Here is a 25,298-nt window from a genome sequence, read left to right as displayed (position 1 = left end):
CATGAGCGCATATATCGCCCGTCGCATCCTTTTGATGATTCCCACATTACTGGGCATCCTGTTCGTGTCGTTCGTCGTTGTGCAGTTCGCGCCCGGCGGGCCGGTCGAGCGGGTGATTGCGCAACTGAGCGGTTCGGATACCAGCGGCATGTCGCGCATTTCCGGATCGTCCGGCGGCGATTTCGGCGCGCGCGCCCAGGCCGGGGCGTCGTCCGACGCCGTCAACTCGAAATACCGCGGCGCCCAGGGACTCGATCCCGCCTTCATCAAAAGTCTCGAAAAACAGTTCGGCTTCGACAAGCCGGCGCCCGAACGCTTTCTGCTGATGCTGTGGAATTTCTCTCGCTTCGATTTCGGCAAGAGCTATTTTCGCGACACAACCGTGATCCAGCTCATCAAGGAAAAGCTGCCGGTCTCGATGTCGCTCGGCATCTGGATGACGCTTCTGACCTACCTGATTTCGATACCGCTCGGAATCCGCAAGGCCGTGAAGGATGGATCGCGCTTCGATACCTGGACTTCGGCGGTGATTATCGTCGGCTTTGCGATTCCGGGCTTCCTGGTTGCGATCCTCCTCATCATCCTGTTCGCCGGCGGATCGTTCTTCAGCATCTTTCCCTTGCGCGGACTGACGTCGGACGGCTGGAGCCAGTTTCCCTGGTACTGGAAAATCCTCGACTATTTCTGGCACCTGACGCTGCCCATCATCTCGATGGCGCTCGGCGCCTTCGCCACCATGACGCTGCTGACCAAGAACTCGTTTCTCGACGAAATCCGCAAGCAGTATGTGATGACGGCGCGCGCCAAGGGCTGCAGCGAGCGGCAGGTGCTTTACAATCACGTCTTCCGCAACGCCATGCTGATCGTCATCGCCGGGTTTCCCGGCGCGTTCGTTCACGCCTTCTTTTCAGGTTCGCTTTTGATCGAAACCATCTTCTCGCTCGACGGACTCGGCCTGCTCGGCTTTGAGAGCGTGCTCAATCGCGACTATCCCGTAGTCTTCGGCACGCTGTTCATCTTTTCGCTGGTCGGGCTTGTGATCAACCTGATCTCCGATCTGACCTATATGTGGATCGACCCGCGGATCGACTTCGAGGCGCGGGAAGTCTGATGTCTGTGATGCCGCCAAAGCCCGTCGAAACCGGAGCTGTTTCGCCGCTCGGCGAAGCCGTGCCGCCGGCGGACCATCGGCTCCGCCTGTCGCCGCTCAACCGCCGCCGCTGGCAGAATTTCAAATCGAACCGGCGCGGCTACTGGTCGCTCTGGATATTCCTGATCCTGTTTTTCATTTCGCTATTTGCCGAATTGATCGCCAACGACCGGCCGTTCCTGATCCACATGGACGGCCATTTCTATTTTCCGGCGTTCGTGACTTACCCGGAAACCGCGTTCGGCGGCGATTTTGAGACCGCAGCCGATTATCGCGACCCCTTTCTGCAGAAGCTGATCAAGGACAAGGGCGGCACCATTATCTGGCCGCCGATCCGCTATTCCTACGACACCCACAACCTCGATCTGCCGACGCCGGCGCCCTCGAAGCCGACCTGGCTCTTGACCGAGGCTGAATGCAAGGACGTGGTGCAGCGCAAGCACCTCACGGGCTGCCGCGATCTCGAATACAACTGGCTCGGGACCGACGATCAGGGCCGCGACGTGGTGGCGCGGCTGATTTACGGATTCCGGATTTCGGTGCTGTTCGGGCTTTGCCTGACCATCGTGTCGTCGGTCATCGGCATCGCCGCTGGCGGCGTGCAGGGGTATTTCGGCGGCTGGGTCGATCTCGCCTTTCAGCGCTTCATCGAGGTCTGGACCGCTATTCCCTCGCTCTACCTGCTGCTGATCCTGTCGTCGGTGCTGGTGCCGGGATTCTTCGTGCTGCTCGGCATCCTGCTGCTGTTCTCCTGGGTATCGCTGGTCGGTCTGGTGCGCGCCGAATTCCTGCGCGGTCGCAACTTCGAATACATCACCGCGGCGCGGGCGCTCGGCGTGTCGAATGCGACCATCATGTTTCGTCACCTTTTGCCGAACGCCATGGTCGCGACCATGACGTTCCTTCCCTTCATCGTGTCGTCGTCGGTGATGACCCTGACCGCGCTGGATTTCCTCGGCTTCGGTCTGCCGCCGGGCTCGCCTTCGCTCGGCGAAATGCTGGCGCAGGGCAAGGCCAACGTGCAGGCGCCGTGGCTCGGTTTCACCGGCTTCTTTGCGCTTGCGATCATGCTGTCGCTTTTGATCTTCATCGGTGAAGCTGTGCGTGATGCCTTCGACCCGCGCAAGACGTTCAGGTAGGCCGGAATGGACGCCATCGATCAGCCGCTGCTCGAGGTTCGCGACCTCTCCGTCGCGTTTCACCATGCCGGCGGAACGTCGGTCGCCGTCGACCGTATTTCGTTCGATATCAGGCGCGGCGAGTGCGTGGCGCTGGTCGGCGAATCCGGATCCGGAAAATCCGTCAGCGCGCTGTCGATCCTCAAGCTGCTGCCCTATCCGGCCGCGTCGCACCCCGGCGGCAACATACGCTTCAAGGGCCGCGAACTGCTCGGCCTGTCGGAGCGCGAGATCAGGAGCATCCGCGGCAACGACATCTCGATCATCTTCCAGGAGCCGATGACCTCGCTCAATCCGCTGCACACCATCGAAGCGCAGATCAGCGAGATATTGCTGCTGCACGGCGGGGTTCGCGGCGCGGCGGCGCGGCAGCGGACGCTCGAGCTGCTGACGCAGGTCGGCATTCCCGAGCCCGAAACCCGCCTTGCCAGCTATCCGCACCAGTTGTCCGGCGGCCAGCGCCAGCGCGTGATGATCGCGATGGCGCTCGCCAACCAACCCGACCTGCTGATCGCGGACGAGCCGACCACCGCGCTCGACGTCACCGTGCAGGCGCAAATCCTGGCGCTATTGGCGGACATCCGCGCCCGGCTTGGAATGAGCCTGTTGTTCATCACGCACGATCTCGGCATCGTCCGCCGCATCGCCGACCGTGTCTGCGTCATGAATGGCGGCAAGATCGTCGAGAAGGGACCAGTCGAGCAGGTCTTCGAGACGCCGAAACATCCCTACACGCGCGAGCTTCTGGCCGCGGAGCCGAAGCCAGACCCCGCCCCGCCGCGTCCGGAGTCGCCGGTCGTGATCGCGGCCGACGATCTCAAGGTCTGGTTTCCGATCCGGCGTGGCCTGCTGCGCAAGACGGTCGGTCACATCAAGGCGGTCGATGGCGTGACGCTGAAGGTGCGCAAAGGTGAGACGCTCGGCGTCGTCGGCGAATCCGGATCCGGCAAGACCACGCTCGGTTTGGCGCTGTTGCGGCTGATTTCGTCGGACGGCCCAATCGTGTTCCTGAGCAAAAACATCCAGGGTCTGCGCTTCAAGGAGATGCGGCCGTTCCGCCGCGACATGCAGATCGTGTTCCAGGACCCATTCGGAGCGCTGAGCCCGCGAATGTCGGTCGGTGATATCGTGGCCGAGGGCCTGAGCGTGCATCAACGCTCGCTGTCCGACGCCGAACGCGAGGCGCGGGTGGTCAAGGCGCTGACCGATGTCGGGCTCGATCCGGCGACGCGCTTTCGCTATCCGCACGAATTCTCCGGCGGCCAGCGCCAGCGCATCAGCATCGCGCGCGCCGTTGTGCTGGAGCCCGATTTTGTGGTGCTGGACGAGCCGACCAGCGCGCTCGACATGTTGTTTCAGGCGCAGATGGTCGATCTCCTGCGCGATCTGCAGCGCAAGCGCGACCTGACCTACATGTTCATCTCGCATGACCTGCGCGTCGTCGCCTCGCTCGCCAGCCATCTCATCGTGATGCGGCACGGCAAGGTGGTGGAGGAGGGGCCGGCATCGGCGTTGTTCAAGAGTCCGAAATCGGATTACACCCGCGCGCTGTTCGCCGCGGCGTTCCGGCTGGAGACGGCAAACGGCGCGGAAGCCTGAGACCCGATCGGGTTTTTTCTTTACGCGAACCGGTATTCACCCTCGGGTCGAGCCGGATGACGTGCTTCGCTCGAGAACGCTATGGTCATGGATAAGAACGGCAGCGCTGGCGGTGCATCCGTCATGCGGGCGCTGTTACAGCCGCTTCACGCTTGTCACGGCGCTGCCTGCGGCGTTGATGCGGGCGATCGCGTCGTGAATGCCCTCCGCGGCCGTTGCCATGTGATACGCATTGGCGTGAATGAGCGTGGTTTCGTCGCGGACGATCGCGACATGGCCTTTCCAGAAGATGAGGTCGCCGCGCCGCGGCTGTCGCGCTTCTGAAGAGGGCAGTGCGCGGCCCAGGGCCGCTTCCTGCATGTCGCTGTCGCGCGGACAGGTGATGCCTGCGGCGTTGAGCGCCACCTGAACGAGACCCGAGCAGTCGATGCCGAGGCTGGTCTTGCCGCCCCAGAGGTAAGGCGTTCCGGCGAACATTTCGGCGACCGCGACGAAATCGCTGGCGATATGATCGAGCGGCGCGACATGACTGGCGGGAATGTAGAGGTCGCCGGCGGCGACGGCGAAGACGCCGTTATGGCGGCGGATGGTCAGCGCCGCGCCGAGTGGCAGTGTTTGCGCAGGCGCGAGTTTGATCGACGGTCCCGGAAACGCGAACGTGCGCAGCGCGATGACCTTGTGGGTCGGGGCTGCGCGGGGCCTTGCAAGCGCGCGGTCGGGAATCCATCCGACATAGCCGTCGCTTTTCAATTGGCACCAGGCCCAGCCTTCGGCGCTGTGATCGTAGACCGTGACGCGCTCGCCGCGCAGCGCCTGGGTATCGAGGATGGCGTCAGGCAAAGGCTCACGCTGCAGCGGCGCAACGGCGTCGACGACCTCGCGTTCCTCGCCGTCGGCGTAGCGCTCCGCCTTGACCTTGCCTTCAAGGTAACGTGCGGCAATCTCCGGCCGGGCCGGCGTGAGGCGCGGATCATCCATAGCGTTCGCCCAGCAGTCGGTAGATCGCACGCGCGGCCTGGCATTCGCCGCCCTCGGGTCGCGCCGGCTTCGCGGTCGGCGTCCAGCCATAGATATCGACGTGAAGCCAGCTTGTCGTCGCCTCGACGAAGCGTTGCAGGAACAGCGCGCAGGTGATCGAACCGGCGAAGCCGCCCGAGGGCGCATTGTTGATGTCGGCGACCTTGGAATCCAGCCACGCGTCGTAAGCCGGCCATAGCGGCATCCGCCACAGCGGATCGTTCTCGGTCTCCGCGCATCGCGAGAGATCGCGCGCCAGCGTCTCGTCGCTGGTATAGAACGGCGGAATGTCCGGTCCGAGCGCGACGCGCGCCGCGCCGGTGAGCGTACCGAGATCGATCAGAAGATCGGGTTTGCCTTCATCGGCCAGGGCCAGCGCGTCGGCGAGAACCAGCCGGCCTTCGGCGTCGGTGTTGCCGATTTCGACGCTCAAGCCCTTGCGCGACGGAAAGACATCCAGCGGCCGAAACGCGTTGCCGGCCACCGCGTTCTCCACCGCCGGGATCAGCACGCGCAGCCGGATTTTCAGCTTCGCATCCATGACCATCAGCGCCAAAGCCAGCACATTGGCCGCGCCGCCCATGTCCTTCTTCATGATCTGCATGCCGGTGGCGGGTTTGAGATCGACGCCGCCGGTGTCGAAGCAGACGCCTTTGCCGACCAGCGTGACCTTGGGATGCGCGGAATCGCCCCAGGTCATATCGATCAGCCGCGGCGCGCGAGGCGAAGCCATACCGACCGCATGGATCAGCGGAAAATTCTTCCTCAGATCGTCGCCGACGATGCAGTTGAAATCCGCGCCGAAACGCCGTGCGAGAGTCTGCGCCGCCGCCGCGAGTTCTTCCGGTCCCATGTCGTTGGCGGGCGTATTGATGAGATCGCGCGCCAGCGCCGCGGCGTCCGCCATCCGCGAGATATCGGCGACGTCGATGTCGTCGGGCGGCACCAGCCGAGCCTTCGGCGCGTCGGCCTTGCGGTAACGGCCGAAGCGGTAGCTGCCGAGTGCAAAGGCCAGCGTCGCGAGATGCATGTCATCGATCGCATTGGCGAAGCGGAATGTCCCGGCGGGCAACAGGCCAGGCAGCTTGCCGGCAAGAAAGGGATCATGCGAGCGGCCCGCCGCATTGCCGAGTCCGAAAAGAATGTGCGAGACCTCGCCGTTTGCCGCCGGCAGCGCCAGATACTGCCCGGCCTTCGCCGCAAAGCCGTTCGCCTCGGCAAACCGGCGTGCATGATCGTCCAGCGTTGCGCCCGTGGTTTCCCACGCCGTCTCGGCGACGAGGGTGATCGGAACGGCCTCCTCGGCCGGCGCGGTCGTGAACGCGGGATGCATGGGTGTCTCGATCTCTGTTCGATGGGGGAGCTTAGCGGCCGAGCGCGCTGGTGTCAGTCGGCGTAGTTAACCAGACGTTAGGGTTAACAGTCTATTGCTGAAGTCGTCCATTTCCAAACGGCCCGCATTTACAAGTGAAGGTGCCATGCGTCAGCAGTCGTATCTTGCCAGGCTTCTCGCATCCGCCGCCATGTCGGCGATGCTGGCGAGCGCACTAGGCGGCTGTCAAACCACCGGAGTTCCGGATATCACGGGCTCGCTCGGCGCAAAGGCGAACACAAATTCAGTGTCCGATCCTAATCAAGCCGCCGAAGTTTACGGCGAGAAATTTCGCGCCAATCCCAAGGACGCCGATGCGGCGCTGAAATACGGACAGGCCTTGCGCGCCATCGGGCAGCGCGCCCAGGCCGTTGCGGTGCTGGAACGCGCCGCGATCCTGAATCCCGGCAACAAAGCCGTGCTGGCCGGCTGGGGGCGTGCGCTCGCCGATAACGGTCAGTCGCAGCAGGCATTCGATGTGCTCAGCCGCGCCCACACGCCGGCAAATCCGGACTGGCGAATTCTTTCAGTCCAGGGAACGACGCTCGACAAGCTCGGTCGCCACGACGAGGCGCGCCGCTATTACGACAGCGCGCTCAGGATCGCGCCGGACGAGCCGTCGGTGCTGTCCAATCTCGGCATGTCCTACGTCCTGACCAAGGAACTTCCCAAAGCCGAGGAAGTGCTGCGCCGCGCCTACGCCAGCGCTGGTGCCGATAGCCGGATCCGGCAGAATCTGGCGCTTGTCGTCGGATTGCAGGGCAGGTTCTCCGAGGCGGAGAGCATCGTGAAGGCCGATCTGCCCGCCGACGAGGCCGAGGCGAACGTCGCCTATCTGAAGCAGATGCTCGGGCGCGGCGGTAACGCGCGCGCCGGCGCCGGCGATGTTCTCGCTCAGGGCGCCCGCCGATCGTGAAGGCTTTCCCGGTTTGATGAAATTCGCGCTCTGTTTTCGTCAATTGCGGGAAGCGGAGCGACGAAGCAATCTCAGACGTTTTTAAAGCAAGCACGGGGCTGGATTTGCTCCGTTTCGCTCGCAATGACGCCTTGCGCCGATGACGGGGATCAATGCATCGTGGCTGAGAGCTTGATACCTGTCGGTCCGAGAATGACGACGAACAGCACGGGCAGGAAGAACAAGATCATCGGCACCGTCAGCTTGGGCGGCAGCGCAGCCGCCTTCTTCTCGGCTTCGGACATGCGCATGTCGCGGTTTTCCTGCGCCATTACGCGGAGGCTTTGCGACAGCGGCGTGCCGTATCGTTCCGACTGCTGCAGCGCGAGGCATACGGACTTCACCCCCTCGACCCCGGTGCGTTTCGCCAGATTCTCATAGGCGACCTTACGGTCCTGCAGGTACGACAGTTCGGCCGTGGTCAGCGTGAACTCTTCGGCCAGTGCGACAGACTGGCTGCCGATTTCCGTGCTGACCTTGCGAAACGCGACTTCGATGGACATGCCGGATTCAATACAGATCAGCAGCAGATCGAGCGCGTCCGGAAAAGCCCGCTTGATCGAAAGCTGGCGCTTGGTAATTGAGTTTTTCAGAAACAGCATCGGCGCCTGCAAGCCTAGAAACGCCGCGCCGATGCATATGCCGACCTTGAGCAGCATGGATTGCTGCATCTGCGACAGCAGAAAGACGTAGACGACGGCCCCGATCAGCATCACGACCGGGGTGACCATGCGAAAGAACAGGAAGGTGATGTAGGGAGCATGACCGCGATACCCCGCCATGACGAGCTTGTCGCGCGCGGCTTCCTGAGCCACCCATTTGCCGAGATTGAGATCTTCCACGATCCTCGAGATGAATTGCTTCGGTGCCTGACGCAGCGAGACTTTTTCGGATTTGGCGAGCCGCTCGCGCTCGCGTTGGCGGATGCGCTCGCGTTCGCTGGCGACGGCTTTCATCCGCTTCGTCAGCCCCTCCGTCGCAAAAAATGGCGTAATCAGCGTATAGACGGTGGCGCTGGCGGCTATGGCAGCGAGTACCATTGTCATGAATCGTGGATCGTGAAGTTTTTCGACCAGGAGTTCGAGCATGTTGCACCGTCAGAAGTCGAAATTGATCATTTTCTTCATCACGAAGATGCCGACAGACATCCATATCAAGCAGGCGGCCAGCAGCAGCCGTCCGGTAGGATGGGTCCACAGCAGCGAGATATAGTCCGGCGTGGTCAGGTAGACGAGCAGCATGACGACCACGGGCAGCGCACCGATGATTGCGGCCGACGCCTTGGCTTCCATCGACATGGCCTGGATTTTCTCTGCCATCTTCTTGCGGTCGCGCAGCACCTTGGACAGATTGCCGAGAGCTTCCGACAGGTTGCCGCCGGATTTCTGCTGGATCGAGACCACGATGCCGAAGAAGTTCGCTTCGGGAAGCGGCATCCGCTCGTACAGCCGCGAACAGGCATCGCCGAGCGGCATGCCGATCGCCTGGGTTTCGATGATCGCGGCGAATTCGCTTTTCAGCGGTTCCGGCGAATCGACCGCGACGACCTTCAGCGATTCGAACAGAGGCAGGCCGGCCTTGATGCCGCGGACAATCACATCGACCGCATCGGGAAGAGCGCGCAAAAACGCCTTTTCCCGGCGCTTCTTGAGGAAACTCAGCAGCCAGCGCGGCAAGCCGAAGCCCGCCGCGAATGCGAGTCCGGCGGCGGCCAGAGGTCCGGACCCCAGGACTATCGGAACGGCAAAACAGACCACGGCGAAAATGCCTGAGATGATCAGAAACTTCTCCTTAGACCAGGACAGGCCCGCCTGAGCGATTCGGGTGCTGAGCGCGACCTTGCTGTTGCGCTTGCTGCGTTGTTCGATTTCCCGCAGCGATCCTTCGATCTGGTCGCGGCGCGAACGCTGGGCCCTGTCGACCTGACGGACTGTCGGCGCCGTCCGCGCGAACGCGGCGCGGCGCTTTTCGGCCTTCGTCTCTCCCGATAGCGCCGGATACAGGAATACCCAGGCGATGCCGCCTACCGCGGTCGCGGCCATGAATGCCATTGCGAGCATCTGCAAATTCATCGGCCCACGTCCTTCAGATTTCGACCTTGACTTCCGCCGCATCCAGCGCGGCTGCGAGTCGCTTCTCCTCGTTGTAGTACCGCGCGCGTTCCCAGAATCGCGGCCGGCCGATCCCCGTCGAACGGTGCCGGCCGATGATGTGTCCGTTGGCGTCTTCGCCGAGCAGGTCGTAGAGGAAGATATCCTGGGTAATGATGGTGTCGCCCTCCATCCCCATCACTTCGGTGATGTGAGTGATACGGCGGGAGCCGTCGCGAAGGCGGGCAGCCTGTACGATAACGTCGATCGAGGCGCAGATCATCTCGCGGATGGTGCGCGAGGGCAGAGAATAACCGCCCATGGTGATCATGGATTCGCAACGCGACAGCGCCTCGCGCGGGTTGTTGGCGTGCAGCGTGCCCATCGAGCCGTCATGGCCCGTGTTCATCGCCTGCAACAGGTCGAACGCCTCGGGGCCGCGGACTTCGCCGACGATGATGCGTTCCGGGCGCATGCGCAGGCAGTTCTTGACCAGATCGCGCATCGTCACTTGGCCCTCGCCCTCGATGTTCGGCGGGCGGGTTTCCAGGCGCACCACATGCGGCTGCTGTAACTGAAGCTCGGCGGCGTCCTCGCAGGTGATGATGCGCTCGTCATGGTCGATATAGTTCGTGAGGCAGTTCAGCAGCGTGGTTTTGCCGGAGCCGGTGCCGCCCGAGATCAGAACGTTGGCGCGGCAGCGTCCGATGATCTGGAGAATGGTGCCGCCCTCCGGCGTAATGGCGCCGAACTTGACCAACTGATCGAGCGTCAGCTTGTCTTTTCTGAACTTTCGGATTGTGAGCGCGGGCCCGTCGATCGCCAGCGGCGGAACGATGGCGTTGACGCGGGATCCGTCGGCGAGACGCGCATCGCATATCGGCGAGGATTCATCGACCCGGCGGCCGACCTGGCTGACGATCCGCTGGCAGATGTTGAGCAGTTGCTGGTTGTCCCGGAACCGGATTCCGGTTCGCTGGATCTTGCCGCCGACCTCGATGAAGACCGTGCCGGCGCCGTTGACCATGATGTCCGCAATGTCGTCGCGCGACAGCAGCGGCTCGAGCGGGCCATAACCGAGAACGTCGTTGCAGATGTCGTCGAGCAGTTCTTCCTGCTCGGCGATCGACATCACGATATTCTTGATCGCGATGATCTCGTTGACGATGTCGCGGATTTCCTCGCGCGCGGACTCGCCGTCGAGCTTGGCGAGTTGGGCGAGATCGATCGCCTCGATCAGGGCGCCGAAAATCGTTGCCTTGACCTGGTAATAGGTATCGGACCGGCGCGAGTCGATGACCGGCGCAGGCGGCGCGGCGCGCGCCGGCGCGATCGGCGGAGCCGAAGCCATCGGTGAAGCATTTTCCGCCGGCGCTTGCACGTTCCGGGCGACCGGTGCGGCCTCCAGCGTCAGGGCTCCTGGCTTCCGGGCCTCGTTCTCTGGTCCGCTACGCTTGCCAAACACGACGGTACTCCACGCAAGGACTTATTTTGCCCGCAACTTCTCGATGAACGGAAGCAGAAGCGATTTCCGCGACTTCTTCGCCTCGCCGCGGCCGGTCAGGCGCTGCCCGATCTGCAAAAACATTTCCGCGGCGCGGTGGCTCGGCGCGACTTCGGCGATCATCTGACCGTTGTTTGCGGCCGACCCGAACATCTGCGGCTCGAACGGAATGGTGACGATCGGCTGGCTTTCAATGGCTTTGGCGAATTCGTTGGCGCTGATCTCCGGGCGCTTCGGAACGCCGACCTGGTTGAGGCAATAAAGCGGTGGCCGGTCGTTTGGGCGCGCCATCTTGAGCAGATCGATCAGGTTTTTCGTGTTGCGAAGATTGGCGAGATCGGGCGTGGCGACGACGAGGATGTCGTCCGCGCCGATCAGGGCTCGTTTGGTCCAGCCGGACCATTGATGCGGGATATCGAGCACGATGCAGGGCATCGTGGCCCGCAGGGTGTCGAGAATCGAATCGAACGCTTCCGTTCCGAAGTCATAGACCCGGTCCAGCGTTGCCGGCGCGGCCAGCAGGCTCAGATGATCGGTGCACTTCGACAGCAGGCGATCGACGAAGGCCGTGTCGATCCGGTCTGGCGAAAAAACGGCATCGGCGATGCCCTGTGGCGGGTCCTGATTGAAATCCAGTCCCGCCGTTCCGAAGGCGAGGTCGAGGTCGGCGACAACGGAATCCAGTGCCAGATCGCGAGCGATCATCCACGCGACATTATGGGCGACGGTTGACGCGCCGACGCCGCCCTTGGCGCCGACAACGGCGATGACCCGGCCGACCGCCTTCGCTTCAGGAACTGAAAACAGGCCGCAAACCGAGCGTACGACGTCGATGGCGCCGACCGGCGCGATGACATAATCGCTGACGCCCCGCTTGACCAATTCGCGATACAAGCTGACGTCGTTGACGCGGCCGATCACGACGACCCGCGTGCCTGCGTCGCACACGCTCGCAAGCTGATCGAGCGCTGCGAGGATGTCGCCGCGCTCTTCTGCCTCGAGAATGATGACGTTCGGTGTCGGCGCCGAGCGATAAGCCTCCACGGCGGCGGTCATGCCGCCCATCTGGATCTTGAGGTGGGCCTTGGCCAGCCGGCGATCCTCGCCGGCCGATTGCACGGCTGTGGCTGTTTCCATCGTTTCGCAAAAGGCCTGCACCGATACGCGGGGCGCCGGCGCGATGTGATCGTCGGCCTTGGGCGGAAGCGGGGCAGCCGGCTCTTCGGCGTTCTGGCGAGGGTAGTTGATCATTTGCCTGTATCGCTGAGTTTGGCCTTGTCGGCTTCGGGATAATCCGTGGTCGTGGTAGTGCCCTTGCGATATTTCTCGAAACCTTCGGAGCGGCGCGCGGTGTAGGGCGGGGTTTCGGGCCGCGGCTGCACGAGGTCGGACGGATTGTCGATCATCGATGCAAGGTTGCGCTGGGTGGCGCATCCGAAATTCCAGTACGGCTTGTTGTTGAGATAACCCTTGTTCTTGATCGAGGGGCCGAGATCCTCAGGCCAGACCCCGCAAGGGCCGGCCGTGGCCGCGATTCGGGGGTAGGTCAAGCGAATGGTTGCGAACAGGCGCGGGTCGGCGGGGCGGTATTGGCGGACGATGATTCCGCGCGGCGGAATGCCGGCGGCAGCCAGCAGCGAGCGTACTTCCTTGAACGAATCGGCGGCGGCCCGGGCGTTGCTGGTGCCGGCAGGCACCTCGGCGACGATGGCGCCGGTTCCCTCGCGGAGCCAGATGCTCGCAAGCCCGATGACATCGGCGCGCTGCGATGCCGACAGTCCGCCTCGCGTGTTGCCGACGAAGATGTTTACGGTTTGGTTGGCTTCCTGGATCGCGATGGGGTGCCGCAAACGATAATCGTTCGGAATGCTCGCAGTAATGTCTTCGTCCTGGCTCGTATGAGTGCAGGCGCCCAGCGCTGCGGCCGCGCTGACGACGAGGATAGCTACGCGAAGACGGCGGTAGCGTTCGGCGGAGTCTGTGGATGTCATCGTTTCGTTCCTTGCCCGCCTCAGTCGGTGATGAAGCCGTAGCTGCCGCGATAGTGACGCGCGGGTTCGGCGCGGCCCGGAGCGCCATAGATGCGGTTGATATTGCCGAGCAGGTCGGCCTGCGGATCCGAAGCGTCCACGAAACCGTCATCCGGCCGCGAGAGATCCTTTTGCGCGACGGCGCGCACGACATAGGGCGTCACCAGGACCATCAACTCGGTCTGTCCGTTGACGTAGTCGCGGCTGCGGAACAGCGATCCGAGCACCGGCAATTGCGTGAGACCGGGCAATCCATTGATGGCCTGCTTGGTCTGCTCCTGAATCAGGCCGGCCATGGCCATCGAGCCGCCCGACGGAATTTCCAGCGTGGTTTCCGCTCGCCGGGTCCTGATCGATGGGACGGTAAGCGAATTGCCGACCGCCTGGGTCAGCGTAATGGCGTTCTCGTTCGAAAGCTCCGAGACCTCCGTCATCACCCTGAGGCTGATCCGACCTTCGGTCAGCACCACCGGCGTGAAGTTCAGGGAGATACCGAATTTCTTGAATTTGATTTGCGTCGTACAAACGTGAGTGGCGGGATCGCAGGAATAACCGGCGGGAATCGGAAACTCGCCGCCCGAGATGAATGTCGCCGATTCACCCGATATCGCGGTCAGGTTCGGCTCGGCGAGCGTCCGGACCACGCCGACGCTCTCCATCGCGCGTAGAGTCGCGGTGACTGCGGGCACGGCGCTGCTGCCCCCGAACGAACCCGCAAGACTGTTGTTCGTCAGCGATCGGCCATAGGCGGTGAACAGGTTGGCGTTGTTGAAATTCACGACCGCAGTGCCGTAGTTCAGGTTGGCGCTGAGGTCGATGCCCAACTGCTTGATGACGGTGCGGGCCACTTCGGCAACCGTGACCTTGAGCATGACCTGGTCGCGGCCCCGCACGGCGATGTTATTGACGACCTTTTGCGCGCCGTCCGCAAGGCGCGCGGCGAGATCGCCCGCCTGCTGCGCTTCAATTGGACTCGACACCCAGCCGGACAGCATGACACCGTCGCCCAGCCCGTCGACCTTGATGGCGGCATTCGGCAGAAGCTGCTTGAGCGCGGTGCGCAGACCGTTGAGATCTCGCGTGACTGCGATATCGTAGGCTGCGATCTGCTGGCCGTTGCTGTCGAAGAATATGATATTGGTCTGACCGACCGCGGCGCCGATGATGTAGGCTCGCTGCGCCGATCTGACGACGGCATTTGCGATCTTCGGATCGGCGACGAGAACGTCCTTGACGTCGCTGGGCAGATCCACCACGACGGACTTTCCGATGCCGAGCGACAGCGAATGCGCGTGCATCCCTGCACCGGATGTCGCGGCGGAAACGCGGTAATCGCTTGCGAACACCGGCGCCAGCGCCGGGTTCAGCGTGAAGGCGGCGATCGCCGCGAACGAGAGCGACCGCGTCACGAAGGCCTGCAACGGTGTCGGATTTGTCGTCCACTTCATGACTGGCGTCCTTGATTACCTCTGTACGGTGGTCTGGGTTGGAACGCCGTAACGGACGACATTGATGCTGTCGCGCCTCTGGTCGTCGGTGCTTTCCGGAGCATTGGCATCGGCAAGGCTGCGCAGCGCCAGCGACAGCGTTCCCATCTGGCGCGACCGCGCCAGCGACTCAGCCTGATCCGGCTTTAGTTCGAGCGTTGCAGTCTTGCCGACTACGACCTTCTGCCCGTTTTTCTCTTCGATGGTCTGATCGATCGCGAGAACCCGCACATTGCTGAGAATGGTCTCGGAATTGACGGAATCAGAGGGATGGTCCGCGTTTTTTTCCCGTTTTGAGAGGATCACGTCGACGCGGTCATTGGGGAGAATGAAGCCGCCCGCGCCTGTCTCGGGCGAAATCTCGGTGGAGACCGCGCGCATGCCGGTCGGCAGGATTGCGGCCATGAAACCGGACCCGTTCGCGTTGACCAGCTTGGGTTCGCGGATGGGTTCTCCCGCGATGAAGGGCGAGCGGGCGATCGATCCCGCCAGCTCCGTGGTAGCGTTGGGACGCTGGTCGCGGCGAATGAAGCTGCTGCTGGCGGCGCTCGCGGGCCATGCCTGCCACGCCACCTCGTTCGCCGTTACCGCCTGTCCGAGTTGAATCTCCGACTTCGCAACCAGAACGTCCACGGTCGGGAGCTGCGCGGTCTGGACCGGCTGCGGCTTCTTGTCGGACCCGCTCGCGAGATAGGCGGCGAGGCCGCCGGCACCGATAGCGACGGCCAGGACGACGATGCGTGCGGTATTCATACGCTTCACTTTCCCAGTTGCGGTGCGGCCCTTGCGCCGCCTTTAACCGGGAGTTGAACATTTATTCGTCAAAGCATGGTTAATGAGGCGTATCTAAATCGCGTTAATGAGACCTTTATCGCGTGAGCTCAGTGGAGCGCAAAGCGCGTCAGGTCGACCGCCCGGACCCATTCGGTCTCCGGATAGACCAGCAACGCGCCAAGCGCGAGCGCGATGCCATAAGGAATTCCGCTCTCATTATTGTGCAGGCGCGCCAGCCAGGGCTGACCGCATAACGCGGCCGGAAGCGGCCATTGCCTGAACTGCAGCAGAAGCAGCGTCAGAGCGCCCCCGAACACGGAGGCGTAGACCAGGTAGTCCAGCATGTGTCCGAAGCCGAACCAGAGCGCGACCGCCGCCGCCACCTTCGCGTCGCCCCCTCCGATCCAACCCATGGCAAAGCATGTGAACGATACCGCAAGCACCGTGGCGCCGGCCGCGATATGCAGACCGATCACGGTCGGCCCCATGCCGGAGGCGATCGCGAGCACGAAAAAACCGGCGATCAGCAGCAGCGATACGCGGTTGGAAATCGTCATGGTCAGGAGATCGCTGGAGGCCGCGAACGCCATCAGGGTCGGAAACAACAGAAGCCGGAGAAGATCGAGGATCATGAGGCTGCCCGTGTCGCGCGTTCCATTGGGGCGTCATACTAACCGGCGAACAATGAACAATCGCGAAATGCGCGCGACGTTTCACAGGAGGCTGACGGCCCGGATCAGAAGGGTGGCCGAGGCCAGCACGAGCGCCATGCAGACGGTTTGGAGAGCCTGTCGTGTCCGCTTGCCGTCAGGCGAAGGGGGTAGTTCCGGATGAGCGAACTTCAACGGGGTCATTCCGATTCACTCGAATTGGTGTCTCGGTGCGGTCGGAAGCGAAAAGGGTCCCGGGTGTTGCCGGGACCCTTTCATGGCAAAAACGAAAAGCCGACGATTAACCGCCGAGACTGGTGTTCAAGCCCTCGAATATGCCGTTCAGCGTACCGCCGAGCGCCTTGACGGCTGCGATAATCACGACGGAAATGCCGGCGGCGATCAGGCCGTATTCGATCGCGGTCGCGCCGGATTCATCCTTCAGAAAACGCGAAAAAAGATTCTTCATAATTGGCTCCATGTGTTCACGTAGCTGTCGAACTGCACCTGGTCGTAACGGCGTTCTCAGCACCGTGACCATGGCATCATCGTAGGGAAGGAAAATTGCAGCGCAGTTAATTCGATTGCAGAAACACCGGCGTAACGGCCTGTTCTTGCTCAGAGTAAATTTAGATTTAAGTCGAATGCAAAGCGCTGCATGGCGATGGTATCGCCTCCGGTCTCTCTTTCATGAATGTGTTTCGAATGTCCTGTTGCGGGTCGCCGAGCCAAGGATGGCAACATAAATAAGGATGACAACATAAATAGAGGCCGCCGGCGTGCTTCGGCTTGCTGACCCAGCGGGCGTCAGACCTCTTTTCGATGTTGCGGCGTTCCTGATTTCCGCTGTGGCTGAACCGTCTCATCCTGCCGAAACTGATGCGCATTCCAGCCGATCGTTTCGTGGCGGCATGCCGGGTCTGACGTTCTGAGAAGCATGGACCGGAAGCTCGGCTGTCACGTTTGCAGTTCGTTCATCAATTAACGGCAGATTTGCCATGTCGGGCGCCGGCACCGTTACGTATGTCCTTATGCCGGCTCGTATGCGTCCGGAGTGTAGTATGTGGTTCAAGTCCCTGCGCGGCCGTTCGCGTGCTTTGGTCATCGGCCTGTCGCTTGCAATTGCGGTCTTGCTTTGTCCGGCGGTGTTGCTCGCCGAAGTGACGAGCGATCCGATCTCGGTCAATGTGGACCAGGCGAAATTGGTCAAGCTGCCCGGACATATCGCCACGATCGTGGTTGGTAATCCTCTGATCGCCGACGTCACCCTGCAGCCCGGCGGTCTCGTCGTCGTCACCGGAAAAGGCTACGGCGCAACCAATGTGATTGCGATGGATCGCGCCGGAACCATCCTCGTGGATCGTCTCATCCAGGTCGAGGGGCCGAGCGATAGGGTCGTGACGGTTTATCGTGGCCTGGAGCGCGAGTCTTATAGTTGCATGCCGATTTGTGAGAAACGGGTCACGCTCGGTGACAGCGCTCCTTATTTCAAGGCCACGATGGAGCAGGCCAGCAATCTGAACTCACAGGCCGGCGGCGCTCCGGCAAAATAAAAGCCGGATGATCCTCCGGTACCCAGAGGGAGCCATTCCCTAAGGCGAGTCTCCCGATCCGTGCGGCTCATCCCATCCAGGTATGGTCAATATCGAGTGTACCACGAGGGGTATTTTGCTCTGATCGGGCGAAACACTTCAACAATCACTTTCGGCTAGTCCTTGACGGTAGATAAATCCGCCGTGTGCAGGGATTTTGCGATGTCGCCGTTCCTCCGTTTCAGGATAGCAGCCGTCAGGGTAGCCAACCGTTTTCGCCGCAACAAGCGCGGATCCGCGGCCGTGGAATTCGCCCTCGTCGCGCCGATGTTCTTCGCGCTTCTATTCGCGATCATCGAGACGGGAATGGTGTTCTTCGCGAGCCAGAGCCTGGAAACCGCGTTGCAGGACTCGGCGCGCATGATCCAGACCGGTCAGGCTCAGATCGCCAAGTTGAACAAGCAAAGCTTCAAGCAAAGCGTCGTCTGTCCGAACACAAGCGTTCTGTTCGATTGTACGAATGGAATTTTCGTCGATGTCACGAGCTATCCGTCCAGTTCGGGATTTGGAAGCGTTGCGATTTCCGATCCGATTTCGGGCGGGGCTTTTGTCGATAATACGAAATACAACCCGGGTGGGCCGGGCGATATCGTGGTCGTGCGGCTGTTCTATCAGTGGCCTCTGTTCGTCACGGGGCTTGGCTACAACATCGCGAATCTGAGCGGCGGCAAGCGTCTGCTGTCGGCAACGGCTGCTTTCAAGAACGAGCCCTATAGCTGAGGACCTGAAAGCCGATGTCGAGCATCTGGTCACGTATCAAGGTTTCGGCGGCAGCGCTGTGGTGTGATTCGCGGGGCATTGCAGCGACGGAATTTGCGTTCATCGCGCCGTTGATGCTGGTGATGCTTTTCGGCACTATCGAGGTGTCCTCAGGCGTGGCGGTCGACCGCAAGGTCACGCTGGTCGCGCGAACGCTGTCCGATCTGACGTCGCAGTCCAAGGCCGTGGGCGACGCCGATATGACGAATTTCTTCGCCGCCAGCTATGGCATCATGTGGCCCTATCCGTCGGCGCCCGTCCGGGCCACGATTTCGGAACTCTACATCGACCCCAACACCTCCGTGGCGCGGGTGCAGTGGAGCAAGGGATCGGCGCCGCGAGGCGCGGGATCGACACTCGGAGTTCCGCCGGGCCTCATCGGGCGGGATTCGTCAGGCAACATTCTCCCCAATCAGTACCTGATCTTCAGCGAGGTCAGCTATGTCTATAAGCCGGTCGTGGGCTACGTCGTGACGAAGGCGGGCGTGACGCTAAGCGACAACGCCTATACGCGACCGCGTCAGTCAACCTGCGTGTTTTACGGCAGCGAGACCACCTGCCCGAAAACGGGGACCTGACCAACGGACCGGAGAGCCGGCTGCCTCGCGCAAAACGGGGTCAGGCTAAAAACACAAAGGCCGCGCTTGGTGCGCGGCCTTTGTCCGATCTGGTCTCGATTGAGTAACGCCAAAGAAATTTTAGAGCGCGATCAGCAAAGTGAACTCCGGTTTTGCGTCCGGTCGATCTTTTCGCCAAGTCGCCGTACTTTGGCGGATCGTGCTAGCCGGCAGCGCGCAGATTGTCTGCCGACGATTTTCCAGAGCGGCGATCAGCAACGATCTCGTAGCTGATCTTCTGTCCTTCACGCAAAGTTCCGAGCCCGGCCCGTTCAACCGCGCTGATGTGAACGAACACGTCGTTGCCGCCATCGTCAGGTTGAATGAAGCCGTATCCCTTGGTCGCGTTAAACCACTTCACGGTTCCCATGCTCACGGGTAGTCCCTTTATCAGATACGTATGTCGAAGCCCGCTTTCGGCGGGCTGGTGAGATTGGATTTTTGGAAGGGTCGTCAGTGTCTAAACCGGCTGTACCGGTGGTAGCTAATGTCGTCCGGCCGAAAATCGCTGAATGCCATATTATTCGAAGGCAGGCCCCAAAACAATCCTGACGTGCACGATTTTTTGAGATGTGCCGATGTGCAGGTTCGGCCGAGCGCGCTCGACTTGATTATCGACGGGGTCGTGCCGTGCGGGACCCGCTATCTGCGACGGAACTGACCTCCCCGGGGTGGTCCTCCACGCGGCGCGCCGCTCGGGCGTTCGTCCTTGTGCCGGAAAATCAGGCGACCCTTTTCGAGATCGTAGGGGGACATCTCGATGGTGACGCGATCGCCGGCCAGTGTCTTGATCCGGTTCTTTTTCATCTTGCCTGCGGTATAGGCAACGATCTCATGTCCAGCATCGAGCTGCACCCGATAGCGGGCGTCGGGCAGGATTTCGGTAACCAGTCCTTCGAACTGGATCAGTTCTTCTTTCGCCATGGCGTTCTCCGGATCAAGTGACGTTTCCCTGGATCGATGATTTTTGGATCCAAAATCATGAACGTGATCTATTCCAATATCTTAAGAAGCGGGAGGCCGGTCAGGAAAACCGCTGCGCGTTTTCCCTGTCCTGCCCCGGTGGCCCGGTCCTGGCATTCGCATCAGCCGCGGCGGGAAGCCCTTGCCAAAATTGGAATTTAAAGGACCGCTGCAACCAGGTTTCTAGTGAAATTTCCCCCGCTCACGTTGAGGCCGCAGGTTGGACTTCGAACGCGAAGGCCGGCTTTCACGATGCAGGAAGGCAACCCCCTGCATCCCTTCCGCCTTGCCGCCTCGCGACGGCCGGGCGGCCTCTTGCCGGGAAACCTCCGGCCGATTCGGTTTCTTCGACACGCCGTCGCCATGCCGGCCGCGCCGGCGCGGACCTTTCGCACCCGGCGCAGTATCCCCAGCCCTGGTCGCGTGACCGTGGGGAGCGGGGCGTCCGGCGCGATGCTGCTGGCGGGCCGGCGCCGCGTCGCGCTGCCCCGGAGTCCGGCGATCTTCTCTCGGTAGCGCCACGCGGATCAGTTTTTCGATATCGCGGAGATAGGCCATTTCCTCGGCGCCGGCGACCAGCGAGATCGCGGCGCCATCGGCGCCGGCACGTGCAGTGCGGCCGATCCGATGGACGTAGGTCTCGGGAACGTTCGGAAGGTCGAAGTTGACGACGTGGCTGATTCCGTCGACGTCGATGCCGCGCGCCGCGATGTCGGTCGCAACCAGGGTGCGGATCTCTCCGGTCCGAAACGCCGCCAGCACGCGCTCGCGGTGGTTCTGTGACTTGTTGCCGTGGATCGCGTCGGACCTGATGCCGGCCTTGGCGAGGCCCTTCACCACCTTGTCGGCGCCGTGCTTGGTGCGCGTGAAAATCAGCGCCCGGTTGACCGGTTCCTGCTTCAGAAGCTGGGCCAGAAACGCCGGCTTGCTGGCGTGATCGATCTGGATGATGCGCTGGGCGATACGATCCACGGTCGAGGCGACCGGCGTCACCGCGACCCGCGCCGGATCGCGCAGCATCTGCTCGGCGAGTTCGGCGATGTCCTTCGGCATGGTGGCCGAGAAAAACAGTGTTTGCCGCTTGACGGGAAGCTTGGCGACGACTTTGCGGATGTCGTGGATGAAGCCCATGTCGAGCATGCGGTCGGCTTCGTCCAGCACGAGGAATTCGACCTGGCCGAGCCTTAGCCCGTTGCTCTGAACGAGATCGAGCAGGCGGCCTGGCGTGGCGACCATCACCTCGACGCCTTGCATCACGGAGCGGACCTGACGTCCCATCGGAACGCCGCCGATCGCGAGAGCCGAGGTCAGGCGCAGGTGGCGGCCGTAAGCGTTGAAGCTGTCGAGGATCTGGCCCGAAAGTTCGCGCGTGGGGCTGAGCACCAGCACCCTGCAGCTCTTGGGCTGCGGCTTGATGCGGTTCTGCAGCAGGCGATGCAGGATCGGAAGAGCGAATGACGCGGTCTTTCCGGTGCCGGTCTGGGCAATTCCGACGACATCGCGTCCGGCAAGGGCAAGAGGAATGGTTTGAGACTGGATGGGCGTGGGCGTCAGATAGTTTTCTTCTGCGAGCGCACGTGAAATGGGATCGGCAAGGCCGAAATCCTGAAAGGAGGGCAAAAGGTTGTTTCTTTCCATTATGCGACTGGGCGCCCGGCAATGTCAGCCGGAGCGTGCCAGGTGTCTGGAGACACCCGCGTGTCGAGGGCGTCGATTGACGTTAGCTAAAGGGGCAAGCCAGAAACCATCGAACGGGCTCAGAACACGCGGCTCGCAGTGACCCGAAGATCTCAGGGTCATGCCACCATATGGAACAGGAACGCGGCAGATTCAAGGTGAATTGTCGGTGCGCCGCCTGGAGCTTCGCTTCTGATGGGATCAGAAGCGGGCTCTGGATGGTTGTTTTGACGCTTTTTTTGCACGCGAACCGGTATTCACCTCGAGAACATGCGCCGCTCGAAAAAGCTAAAGCGATAAGGTTCCGGAATACATCGTTTCCTTCGGCATGCCGTCTGTTGTCGGTCGCTAGCCACTCCATCCGATCGCCGTGCGGTTACTCCCCGTTCCACCCGCAGGCGTTGAGTCGCTCATGCAGGTGCTCGGGCGCGGGCGCGATGACCACAACGGGCGGCTTGTTCTTCGACAGGGGGACCACGATCTCGCGCGCATGCAGGTGCAGGCTCGGTTCGCCGAAACGCGGAATGTACGGTTCATTGCGCAGACGTCGCAAGCTTGCCTGCGTTCCGTAGATATTATCGCCGGCGATCGGCCAGCCCATCGCGGCACAATGGACGCGCAATTGATGGGTTCGGCCGGTGACCGGCTCCAATGCGAGCCAGGTCAGTTGAACTGCCTCCTCCCTCGCGGGGGAGGATTGGCAAGAAGGATGAAGTTCAGCCACGCTTGAGTTTACCCCCTTCCCGAACGCTTCGCGTTCGATCTCCTCCACAAGGGGGGAGGCGGTTAGCGATCCGCGCCCCAGCACTTTCCATTTCGTCACCGACGGCAGCCCGTCCGGGTCGGGCTTCTGCCACCAGCCGCGTTCGTGGTTCAGCCGTCCGAGCGGCATGTCGATGGTGCCCTCGTCGTTTGCCGGGCCCCCCTCGACCACGGCCCAGTAGGTTTTTGAAATCCTGCCGTGCTTGAACAACAGGCCGAGCGAGGCCGTCGCCTTGCGATGGCGTCCGAGCACCAGGCAGCCCGAGGTATCCCGGTCGAGCCGGTGGGCAAGCACCGGCGGCCGGGGCAGGCCGAACCGCAGCGCCTCGAACGAGGCTTCGAGATTGGCGCCGCCCTTGGGGCCGCGATGCACGGGGATGCCGGCCGGCTTGTCGATCACCAGCATCAGCCCGTCGCGGTGGAGCACGCGGGCCTGGATTTCCTCCGGTGTCGGCTGGGCCGTATCCATGATTCACTTCATTTTTGCTTGCGGCACGATCTTTTCCGAAAGTCTTTCGCTCGCAGGTCGAAACGGCTAACACACCTCCACCATGAGCGACAGCACCGACGACAAACCGAAACAGAGCTGGTGGCGCAGGCTGTCCGGCGGCCTCAAGCGGACCTCGACTTCGATCGGCACGGCGGTGGCCGATCTCGTCACCAAGCGCAAGCTCGACCGCGCGATGCTCGACGATATCGAGGACGTGCTGCTGCGCGCCGATCTCGGAACGGCGGTCGCGGAGCGGATCGCAGCTGCTGTCGGCGAGGGCCGTTACGACAAGGCGATCTCCGCCGACGAGGTGAAGACTGTCGTTGCGACCGAAGTTGAAAAGGTCCTCGCGCCGGTGGCGCAGCCGCTGGTCATTGACGAAACCCAAAAGCCCTTCGTCATCCTGGTGGTCGGCGTCAACGGCTCCGGCAAGACCACGACCATCGGCAAGCTGGCGGCGAAACTCTCCGCCGAAGGGCGCAAGGTGATGATGGCGGCGGGCGACACGTTCCGCGCCGCAGCCATCGACCAATTGAAAGTGTGGGGCGAGCGCACCGGATCGCCGGTCATCGCGGGCGCGCAAGGGTCGGATTCCGCGAGCCTTGCATTCAACGCACTCACCGAGGCGCGCAACGACAGGCGTGATGTGCTGCTGATCGACACCGCGGGCCGCCTGCAGAACAAGGCCGAACTGATGAACGAACTGGAAAAGATGGTTCGTGTCATCCGCAGGGTCGACGAATCGGCGCCGCATGCGGTGTTGCTGGTGCTGGACGCGACTGTCGGACAGAACGCGCTGTCGCAAGTCGAGGCGTTTCATCGCATCGCAGGCGTCACCGGCCTGGTGATGACCAAGCTGGACGGCACCGCGCGCGGCGGCATTCTGGTGGCGCTGGCGGAAAAGCATAAATTGCCGGTGCATTTCATCGGCGTCGGCGAGGGGGTCGACGATCTTGCGCCGTTCACCGCGAGCGATTTTGCAAAAGCAGTTGCGGGGATCGAAGGCTGACGATGGACAAGAAGCAACCGCACCCTTTGTTCAAGCTCGCGACCGAACTCGGCCCGCTTTTGGTGTTCTTCGCCGCCAATGGGAGGTTTGATCTGTTCGTCGCGACGGGCGCATTCATGGTGGCGATCGTGGCCGCGATGATCGCGTCCTACGTGGTGACGCGGCATATCCCGCTGATGGCGCTCGTCACCGGCGTCGTCGTCATCGTGTTCGGCACGCTGACGCTGGTGCTGCACGACGAGACCTTCATCAAGGTCAAGCCGACCATCATTTACGGACTGTTTGCGACCGTACTCGGCGGCGGACTGTTATTCGGCCGCTCCTTCATCGCGATCATGTTCGATCAGGTGTTCAACCTCACCCCCAAGGGCTGGCGGCTCCTGACGCTGCGCTGGGCGATGTTCTTTTTGGGCATGGCGGTCCTGAACGAGATTATCTGGCGGACCCAGAGCACGGATTTCTGGGTCAACTTCAAGGTTTTCGGCGCGATCCCGCTCACCATGATATTTGCGATGATGCAGATGCCGCTGACCAAACGGTATCATCTCGAACCCGCCACGCTCGAAGCCAGCGATGCGAGGGAAGGGGATATCGGGAAAGGATAAGGGGCGGGGCGGTATGCCCTCAAGGACTATTCGTCAACGACATAAAAATGCGGTGCGAGGCGAATAACATTCGCAAAACGATCGGGCCTGCCGAAGCCGTGACTTTCCAAGCGCTGGACAAATGCAGCCGATTGTTCCGATGAAGGCAGCATGATTTCATCGCTCTCGTCGTAGACGACAAACCGGTTCAGACCGACCATGGCATTGCCACCCCAATCGAAGAACGCCAGTCGCGCACCCTTCTGACCGAGACGGGCAATTTTGTCCTGGTACTTACTTTCATACAAAAGAAAATGAACGCGGTCGACGACCGGCGCGGCGTGGCGAGCGAAGGGAAGCGCTGCCAACAGCAACAACGGAAACGCACAGGCTGAGATTGCCCTGCGCCACTGCCGATTGACTGCAGACCGGACGATCGTCCAGAGAGCTACGACGGATAAAATGACGATTATAATGGCTAGAAACGGAGCCCATATTAAGGACAGCATCGAAAACGCGATTGCGGCAACAGGCCACGAGAATACAAAAGCGGCAAAGAGCATCATGGCGGCGCCGGCATACGACGGCCAGTAAATGAATCTGTCCTCGATTGTCGAAGGTTTTTCTGACGTCGTTACCGAATCTGTACCGGGGCTTGTCATGTCGGCGTGTCGCCGCATCGGCGCGGGAGCGCCGATGCGTTCAAAAAGAGCCCAGCGTTACTTCGGCTGGGACGCGATGATCTGGCTGGAGATCTTCTTGTAAGTCGCTTCGGGAAGAATCTTCTTGGAGACGAGCTGGTCCTTCTTGGCGTAGGGACGGCCGGCGATGATCTTGTCGGAATATTTGTCGCCGATGCCCTTGAAGGCCATCAGTTCTTCCTTGGTCGCGGTGTTGATGTCGAGTTTGGCTGCCTCTGAGTTCGCGGGCGCCATCTTGCTGGCAGGAGCCATCTTCCCCGCGGGCGCCATCCGGTCGGAGTGGGCGGAGGGCTGGGTCGACTGGGCCATCGACGGCGTTGAAGCGAGCAGACCGAGCG

The 25,298-nt window shown here is 61.9% G+C and carries 27 protein-coding genes; 9 read left to right on the top strand and 18 right to left on the bottom strand.

From position 1 onward, the window contains the following. Position 1: 1 nt before the first annotated feature. The 3 genes from ACS3WB_RS09935 to ACS3WB_RS09925 are packed head-to-tail and all read left to right on the top strand — an operon-like array spanning position 2 to position 3,927. Positions 2–1,111 (top strand): microcin C ABC transporter permease YejB, encoded by a 1,110-nt coding sequence (locus tag ACS3WB_RS09935; protein ID WP_438275402.1) that lies wholly within the window; start codon positions 2–4, stop codon positions 1,109–1,111. Beyond that, on the top strand, positions 1,111–2,289 hold the full coding sequence (locus tag ACS3WB_RS09930) for an ABC transporter permease (protein WP_438275401.1): 1,179 nt from the start codon (positions 1,111–1,113) through the stop codon (positions 2,287–2,289). Before ACS3WB_RS09935 ends, ACS3WB_RS09930 begins: the two co-directional genes overlap by 1 nt. A gap of 6 nt (positions 2,290–2,295) precedes the next feature. After that, on the top strand, positions 2,296–3,927 hold the full coding sequence (locus tag ACS3WB_RS09925) for an ABC transporter ATP-binding protein (protein ID WP_438275400.1): 1,632 nt from the start codon (positions 2,296–2,298) through the stop codon (positions 3,925–3,927). A 135-nt stretch (positions 3,928–4,062) separates the two neighbouring features. Here the strand turns inward: ACS3WB_RS09925 and ACS3WB_RS09920 are convergent, their stop codons facing one another. Both ACS3WB_RS09920 and ACS3WB_RS09915 read right to left on the bottom strand, forming a co-directional pair. Continuing rightward, positions 4,063–4,905, bottom strand: coding sequence for an NlpC/P60 family protein (locus tag ACS3WB_RS09920; RefSeq protein ID WP_438275399.1), 843 nt, complete (start codon positions 4,903–4,905; stop codon positions 4,063–4,065). Beyond that, entirely contained in the window at positions 4,898–6,277 is a 1,380-nt protein-coding gene (locus ACS3WB_RS09915; protein WP_438275398.1) for a leucyl aminopeptidase family protein, read from the bottom strand. The genes ACS3WB_RS09920 and ACS3WB_RS09915 overlap by 8 nt, the downstream gene beginning before the upstream one ends. A 145-nt stretch (positions 6,278–6,422) precedes the next feature. On the opposite strand from ACS3WB_RS09915, the gene ACS3WB_RS09910 reads away from it, so the two are divergent. Next, positions 6,423–7,232 carry a tetratricopeptide repeat protein gene (locus ACS3WB_RS09910; protein ID WP_438275397.1) on the top strand — a complete coding sequence of 270 codons (810 nt, stop codon included), beginning with the start codon at positions 6,423–6,425 and terminating at the stop codon, positions 7,230–7,232. Between the two features lie 149 nt (positions 7,233–7,381). On the opposite strand, the gene ACS3WB_RS09905 is transcribed toward ACS3WB_RS09910, so the two are convergent. The 10 genes from ACS3WB_RS09905 to ACS3WB_RS09860 form a co-directional block, all read right to left on the bottom strand. Further along, complete coding sequence (locus tag ACS3WB_RS09905; RefSeq protein WP_438275396.1) at positions 7,382–8,359, bottom strand: type II secretion system F family protein; 978 nt, start codon at positions 8,357–8,359, stop codon at positions 7,382–7,384. 9 nt (positions 8,360–8,368) lie between these two features. After that, positions 8,369–9,343 (bottom strand): type II secretion system F family protein, encoded by a 975-nt coding sequence (locus ACS3WB_RS09900; protein WP_438275395.1) that lies wholly within the window; start codon positions 9,341–9,343, stop codon positions 8,369–8,371. Positions 9,344–9,356: 13 nt separating this feature from the next. Further along, on the bottom strand, positions 9,357–10,826 hold the full coding sequence (locus tag ACS3WB_RS09895; RefSeq protein ID WP_438275394.1) for a CpaF family protein: 1,470 nt from the start codon (positions 10,824–10,826) through the stop codon (positions 9,357–9,359). A gap of 21 nt (positions 10,827–10,847) precedes the next feature. Further along, entirely contained in the window at positions 10,848–12,116 is a 1,269-nt protein-coding gene (locus ACS3WB_RS09890) for an AAA family ATPase (protein ID WP_438275393.1), read from the bottom strand. Next, a complete protein-coding gene (locus tag ACS3WB_RS09885; protein ID WP_438275392.1) occupies positions 12,113–12,856 on the bottom strand; it encodes a CpaD family pilus assembly protein in 744 nt (247 codons plus the stop codon). Before ACS3WB_RS09885 ends, ACS3WB_RS09890 begins: the two co-directional genes overlap by 4 nt. Before the next feature lie 20 nt (positions 12,857–12,876). Continuing rightward, positions 12,877–14,343 carry a type II and III secretion system protein family protein gene (locus tag ACS3WB_RS09880; protein WP_438275391.1) on the bottom strand — a complete coding sequence of 489 codons (1,467 nt, stop codon included), beginning with the start codon at positions 14,341–14,343 and terminating at the stop codon, positions 12,877–12,879. A gap of 15 nt (positions 14,344–14,358) precedes the next feature. Continuing rightward, entirely contained in the window at positions 14,359–15,135 is a 777-nt protein-coding gene (gene cpaB, locus ACS3WB_RS09875; protein WP_438275390.1) for a Flp pilus assembly protein CpaB, read from the bottom strand. 128 nt (positions 15,136–15,263) lie between these two features. Further along, positions 15,264–15,788 (bottom strand): A24 family peptidase, encoded by a 525-nt coding sequence (locus tag ACS3WB_RS09870; protein ID WP_438275389.1) that lies wholly within the window; start codon positions 15,786–15,788, stop codon positions 15,264–15,266. 81 nt (positions 15,789–15,869) lie between these two features. Next, a complete protein-coding gene (locus ACS3WB_RS09865; RefSeq protein WP_438275388.1) occupies positions 15,870–16,010 on the bottom strand; it encodes a hypothetical protein in 141 nt (46 codons plus the stop codon). 97 nt (positions 16,011–16,107) lie between these two features. Continuing rightward, a complete protein-coding gene (locus ACS3WB_RS09860) occupies positions 16,108–16,275 on the bottom strand; it encodes a Flp family type IVb pilin (protein WP_438275387.1) in 168 nt (55 codons plus the stop codon). Between the two features lie 592 nt (positions 16,276–16,867). On the opposite strand from ACS3WB_RS09860, the gene ACS3WB_RS09855 reads away from it, so the two are divergent. From ACS3WB_RS09855 to ACS3WB_RS09845, 3 genes are all read left to right on the top strand, one after another. After that, complete coding sequence (locus tag ACS3WB_RS09855) at positions 16,868–17,359, top strand: pilus assembly protein N-terminal domain-containing protein (protein WP_438275488.1); 492 nt, start codon at positions 16,868–16,870, stop codon at positions 17,357–17,359. A gap of 201 nt (positions 17,360–17,560) precedes the next feature. Next, positions 17,561–18,118, top strand: a complete 558-nt coding sequence (locus tag ACS3WB_RS09850) for a TadE/TadG family type IV pilus assembly protein (RefSeq protein ID WP_438275386.1) — start codon at positions 17,561–17,563, stop codon at positions 18,116–18,118. A 14-nt stretch (positions 18,119–18,132) separates the two neighbouring features. After that, positions 18,133–18,735 (top strand): TadE/TadG family type IV pilus assembly protein, encoded by a 603-nt coding sequence (locus ACS3WB_RS09845; protein ID WP_438275385.1) that lies wholly within the window; start codon positions 18,133–18,135, stop codon positions 18,733–18,735. A gap of 202 nt (positions 18,736–18,937) precedes the next feature. Here the strand turns inward: ACS3WB_RS09845 and ACS3WB_RS09840 are convergent, their stop codons facing one another. The 4 genes from ACS3WB_RS09840 to ACS3WB_RS09825 form a co-directional block, all read right to left on the bottom strand. Further along, on the bottom strand, positions 18,938–19,150 hold the full coding sequence (locus tag ACS3WB_RS09840; protein WP_002714433.1) for a cold-shock protein: 213 nt from the start codon (positions 19,148–19,150) through the stop codon (positions 18,938–18,940). Between the two features lie 266 nt (positions 19,151–19,416). Next, positions 19,417–19,698, bottom strand: coding sequence for a translation initiation factor IF-1 (gene infA, locus ACS3WB_RS09835; RefSeq protein WP_011508994.1), 282 nt, complete (start codon positions 19,696–19,698; stop codon positions 19,417–19,419). Between the two features lie 222 nt (positions 19,699–19,920). After that, entirely contained in the window at positions 19,921–21,375 is a 1,455-nt protein-coding gene (locus tag ACS3WB_RS09830) for a DEAD/DEAH box helicase (protein ID WP_438275384.1), read from the bottom strand. 415 nt (positions 21,376–21,790) lie between these two features. Continuing rightward, entirely contained in the window at positions 21,791–22,645 is an 855-nt protein-coding gene (locus tag ACS3WB_RS09825; protein ID WP_438275383.1) for an RluA family pseudouridine synthase, read from the bottom strand. Between the two features lie 82 nt (positions 22,646–22,727). On the opposite strand from ACS3WB_RS09825, the gene ftsY reads away from it, so the two are divergent. Continuing rightward, a complete protein-coding gene (ftsY, locus tag ACS3WB_RS09820) occupies positions 22,728–23,675 on the top strand; it encodes a signal recognition particle-docking protein FtsY (protein ID WP_438275382.1) in 948 nt (315 codons plus the stop codon). A gap of 2 nt (positions 23,676–23,677) precedes the next feature. Further along, positions 23,678–24,280, top strand: coding sequence for a septation protein A (locus ACS3WB_RS09815; RefSeq protein ID WP_438275381.1), 603 nt, complete (start codon positions 23,678–23,680; stop codon positions 24,278–24,280). Between the two features lie 26 nt (positions 24,281–24,306). Here ACS3WB_RS09815 and ACS3WB_RS09810 read toward each other — a convergent pair whose 3' ends face one another. Further along, a complete protein-coding gene (locus ACS3WB_RS09810; RefSeq protein WP_438275380.1) occupies positions 24,307–24,921 on the bottom strand; it encodes a hypothetical protein in 615 nt (204 codons plus the stop codon). Positions 24,922–24,978: 57 nt separating this feature from the next. Next, positions 24,979–25,298, bottom strand: a 320-nt coding sequence (locus ACS3WB_RS09805; RefSeq protein ID WP_438275379.1) for a ComEA family DNA-binding protein, incomplete at its 5' end; no start/stop codon positions are given.

Origin of the sequence: Nitrobacter sp., assembly GCF_051535215.1 — a bacterium.
GTDB lineage: Bacteria > Pseudomonadota > Alphaproteobacteria > Rhizobiales > Xanthobacteraceae > Nitrobacter.
The sequence above is the reverse complement of the archived record's forward strand: the minus strand, read 5'-3'. Positions and strand labels throughout refer to the sequence as shown.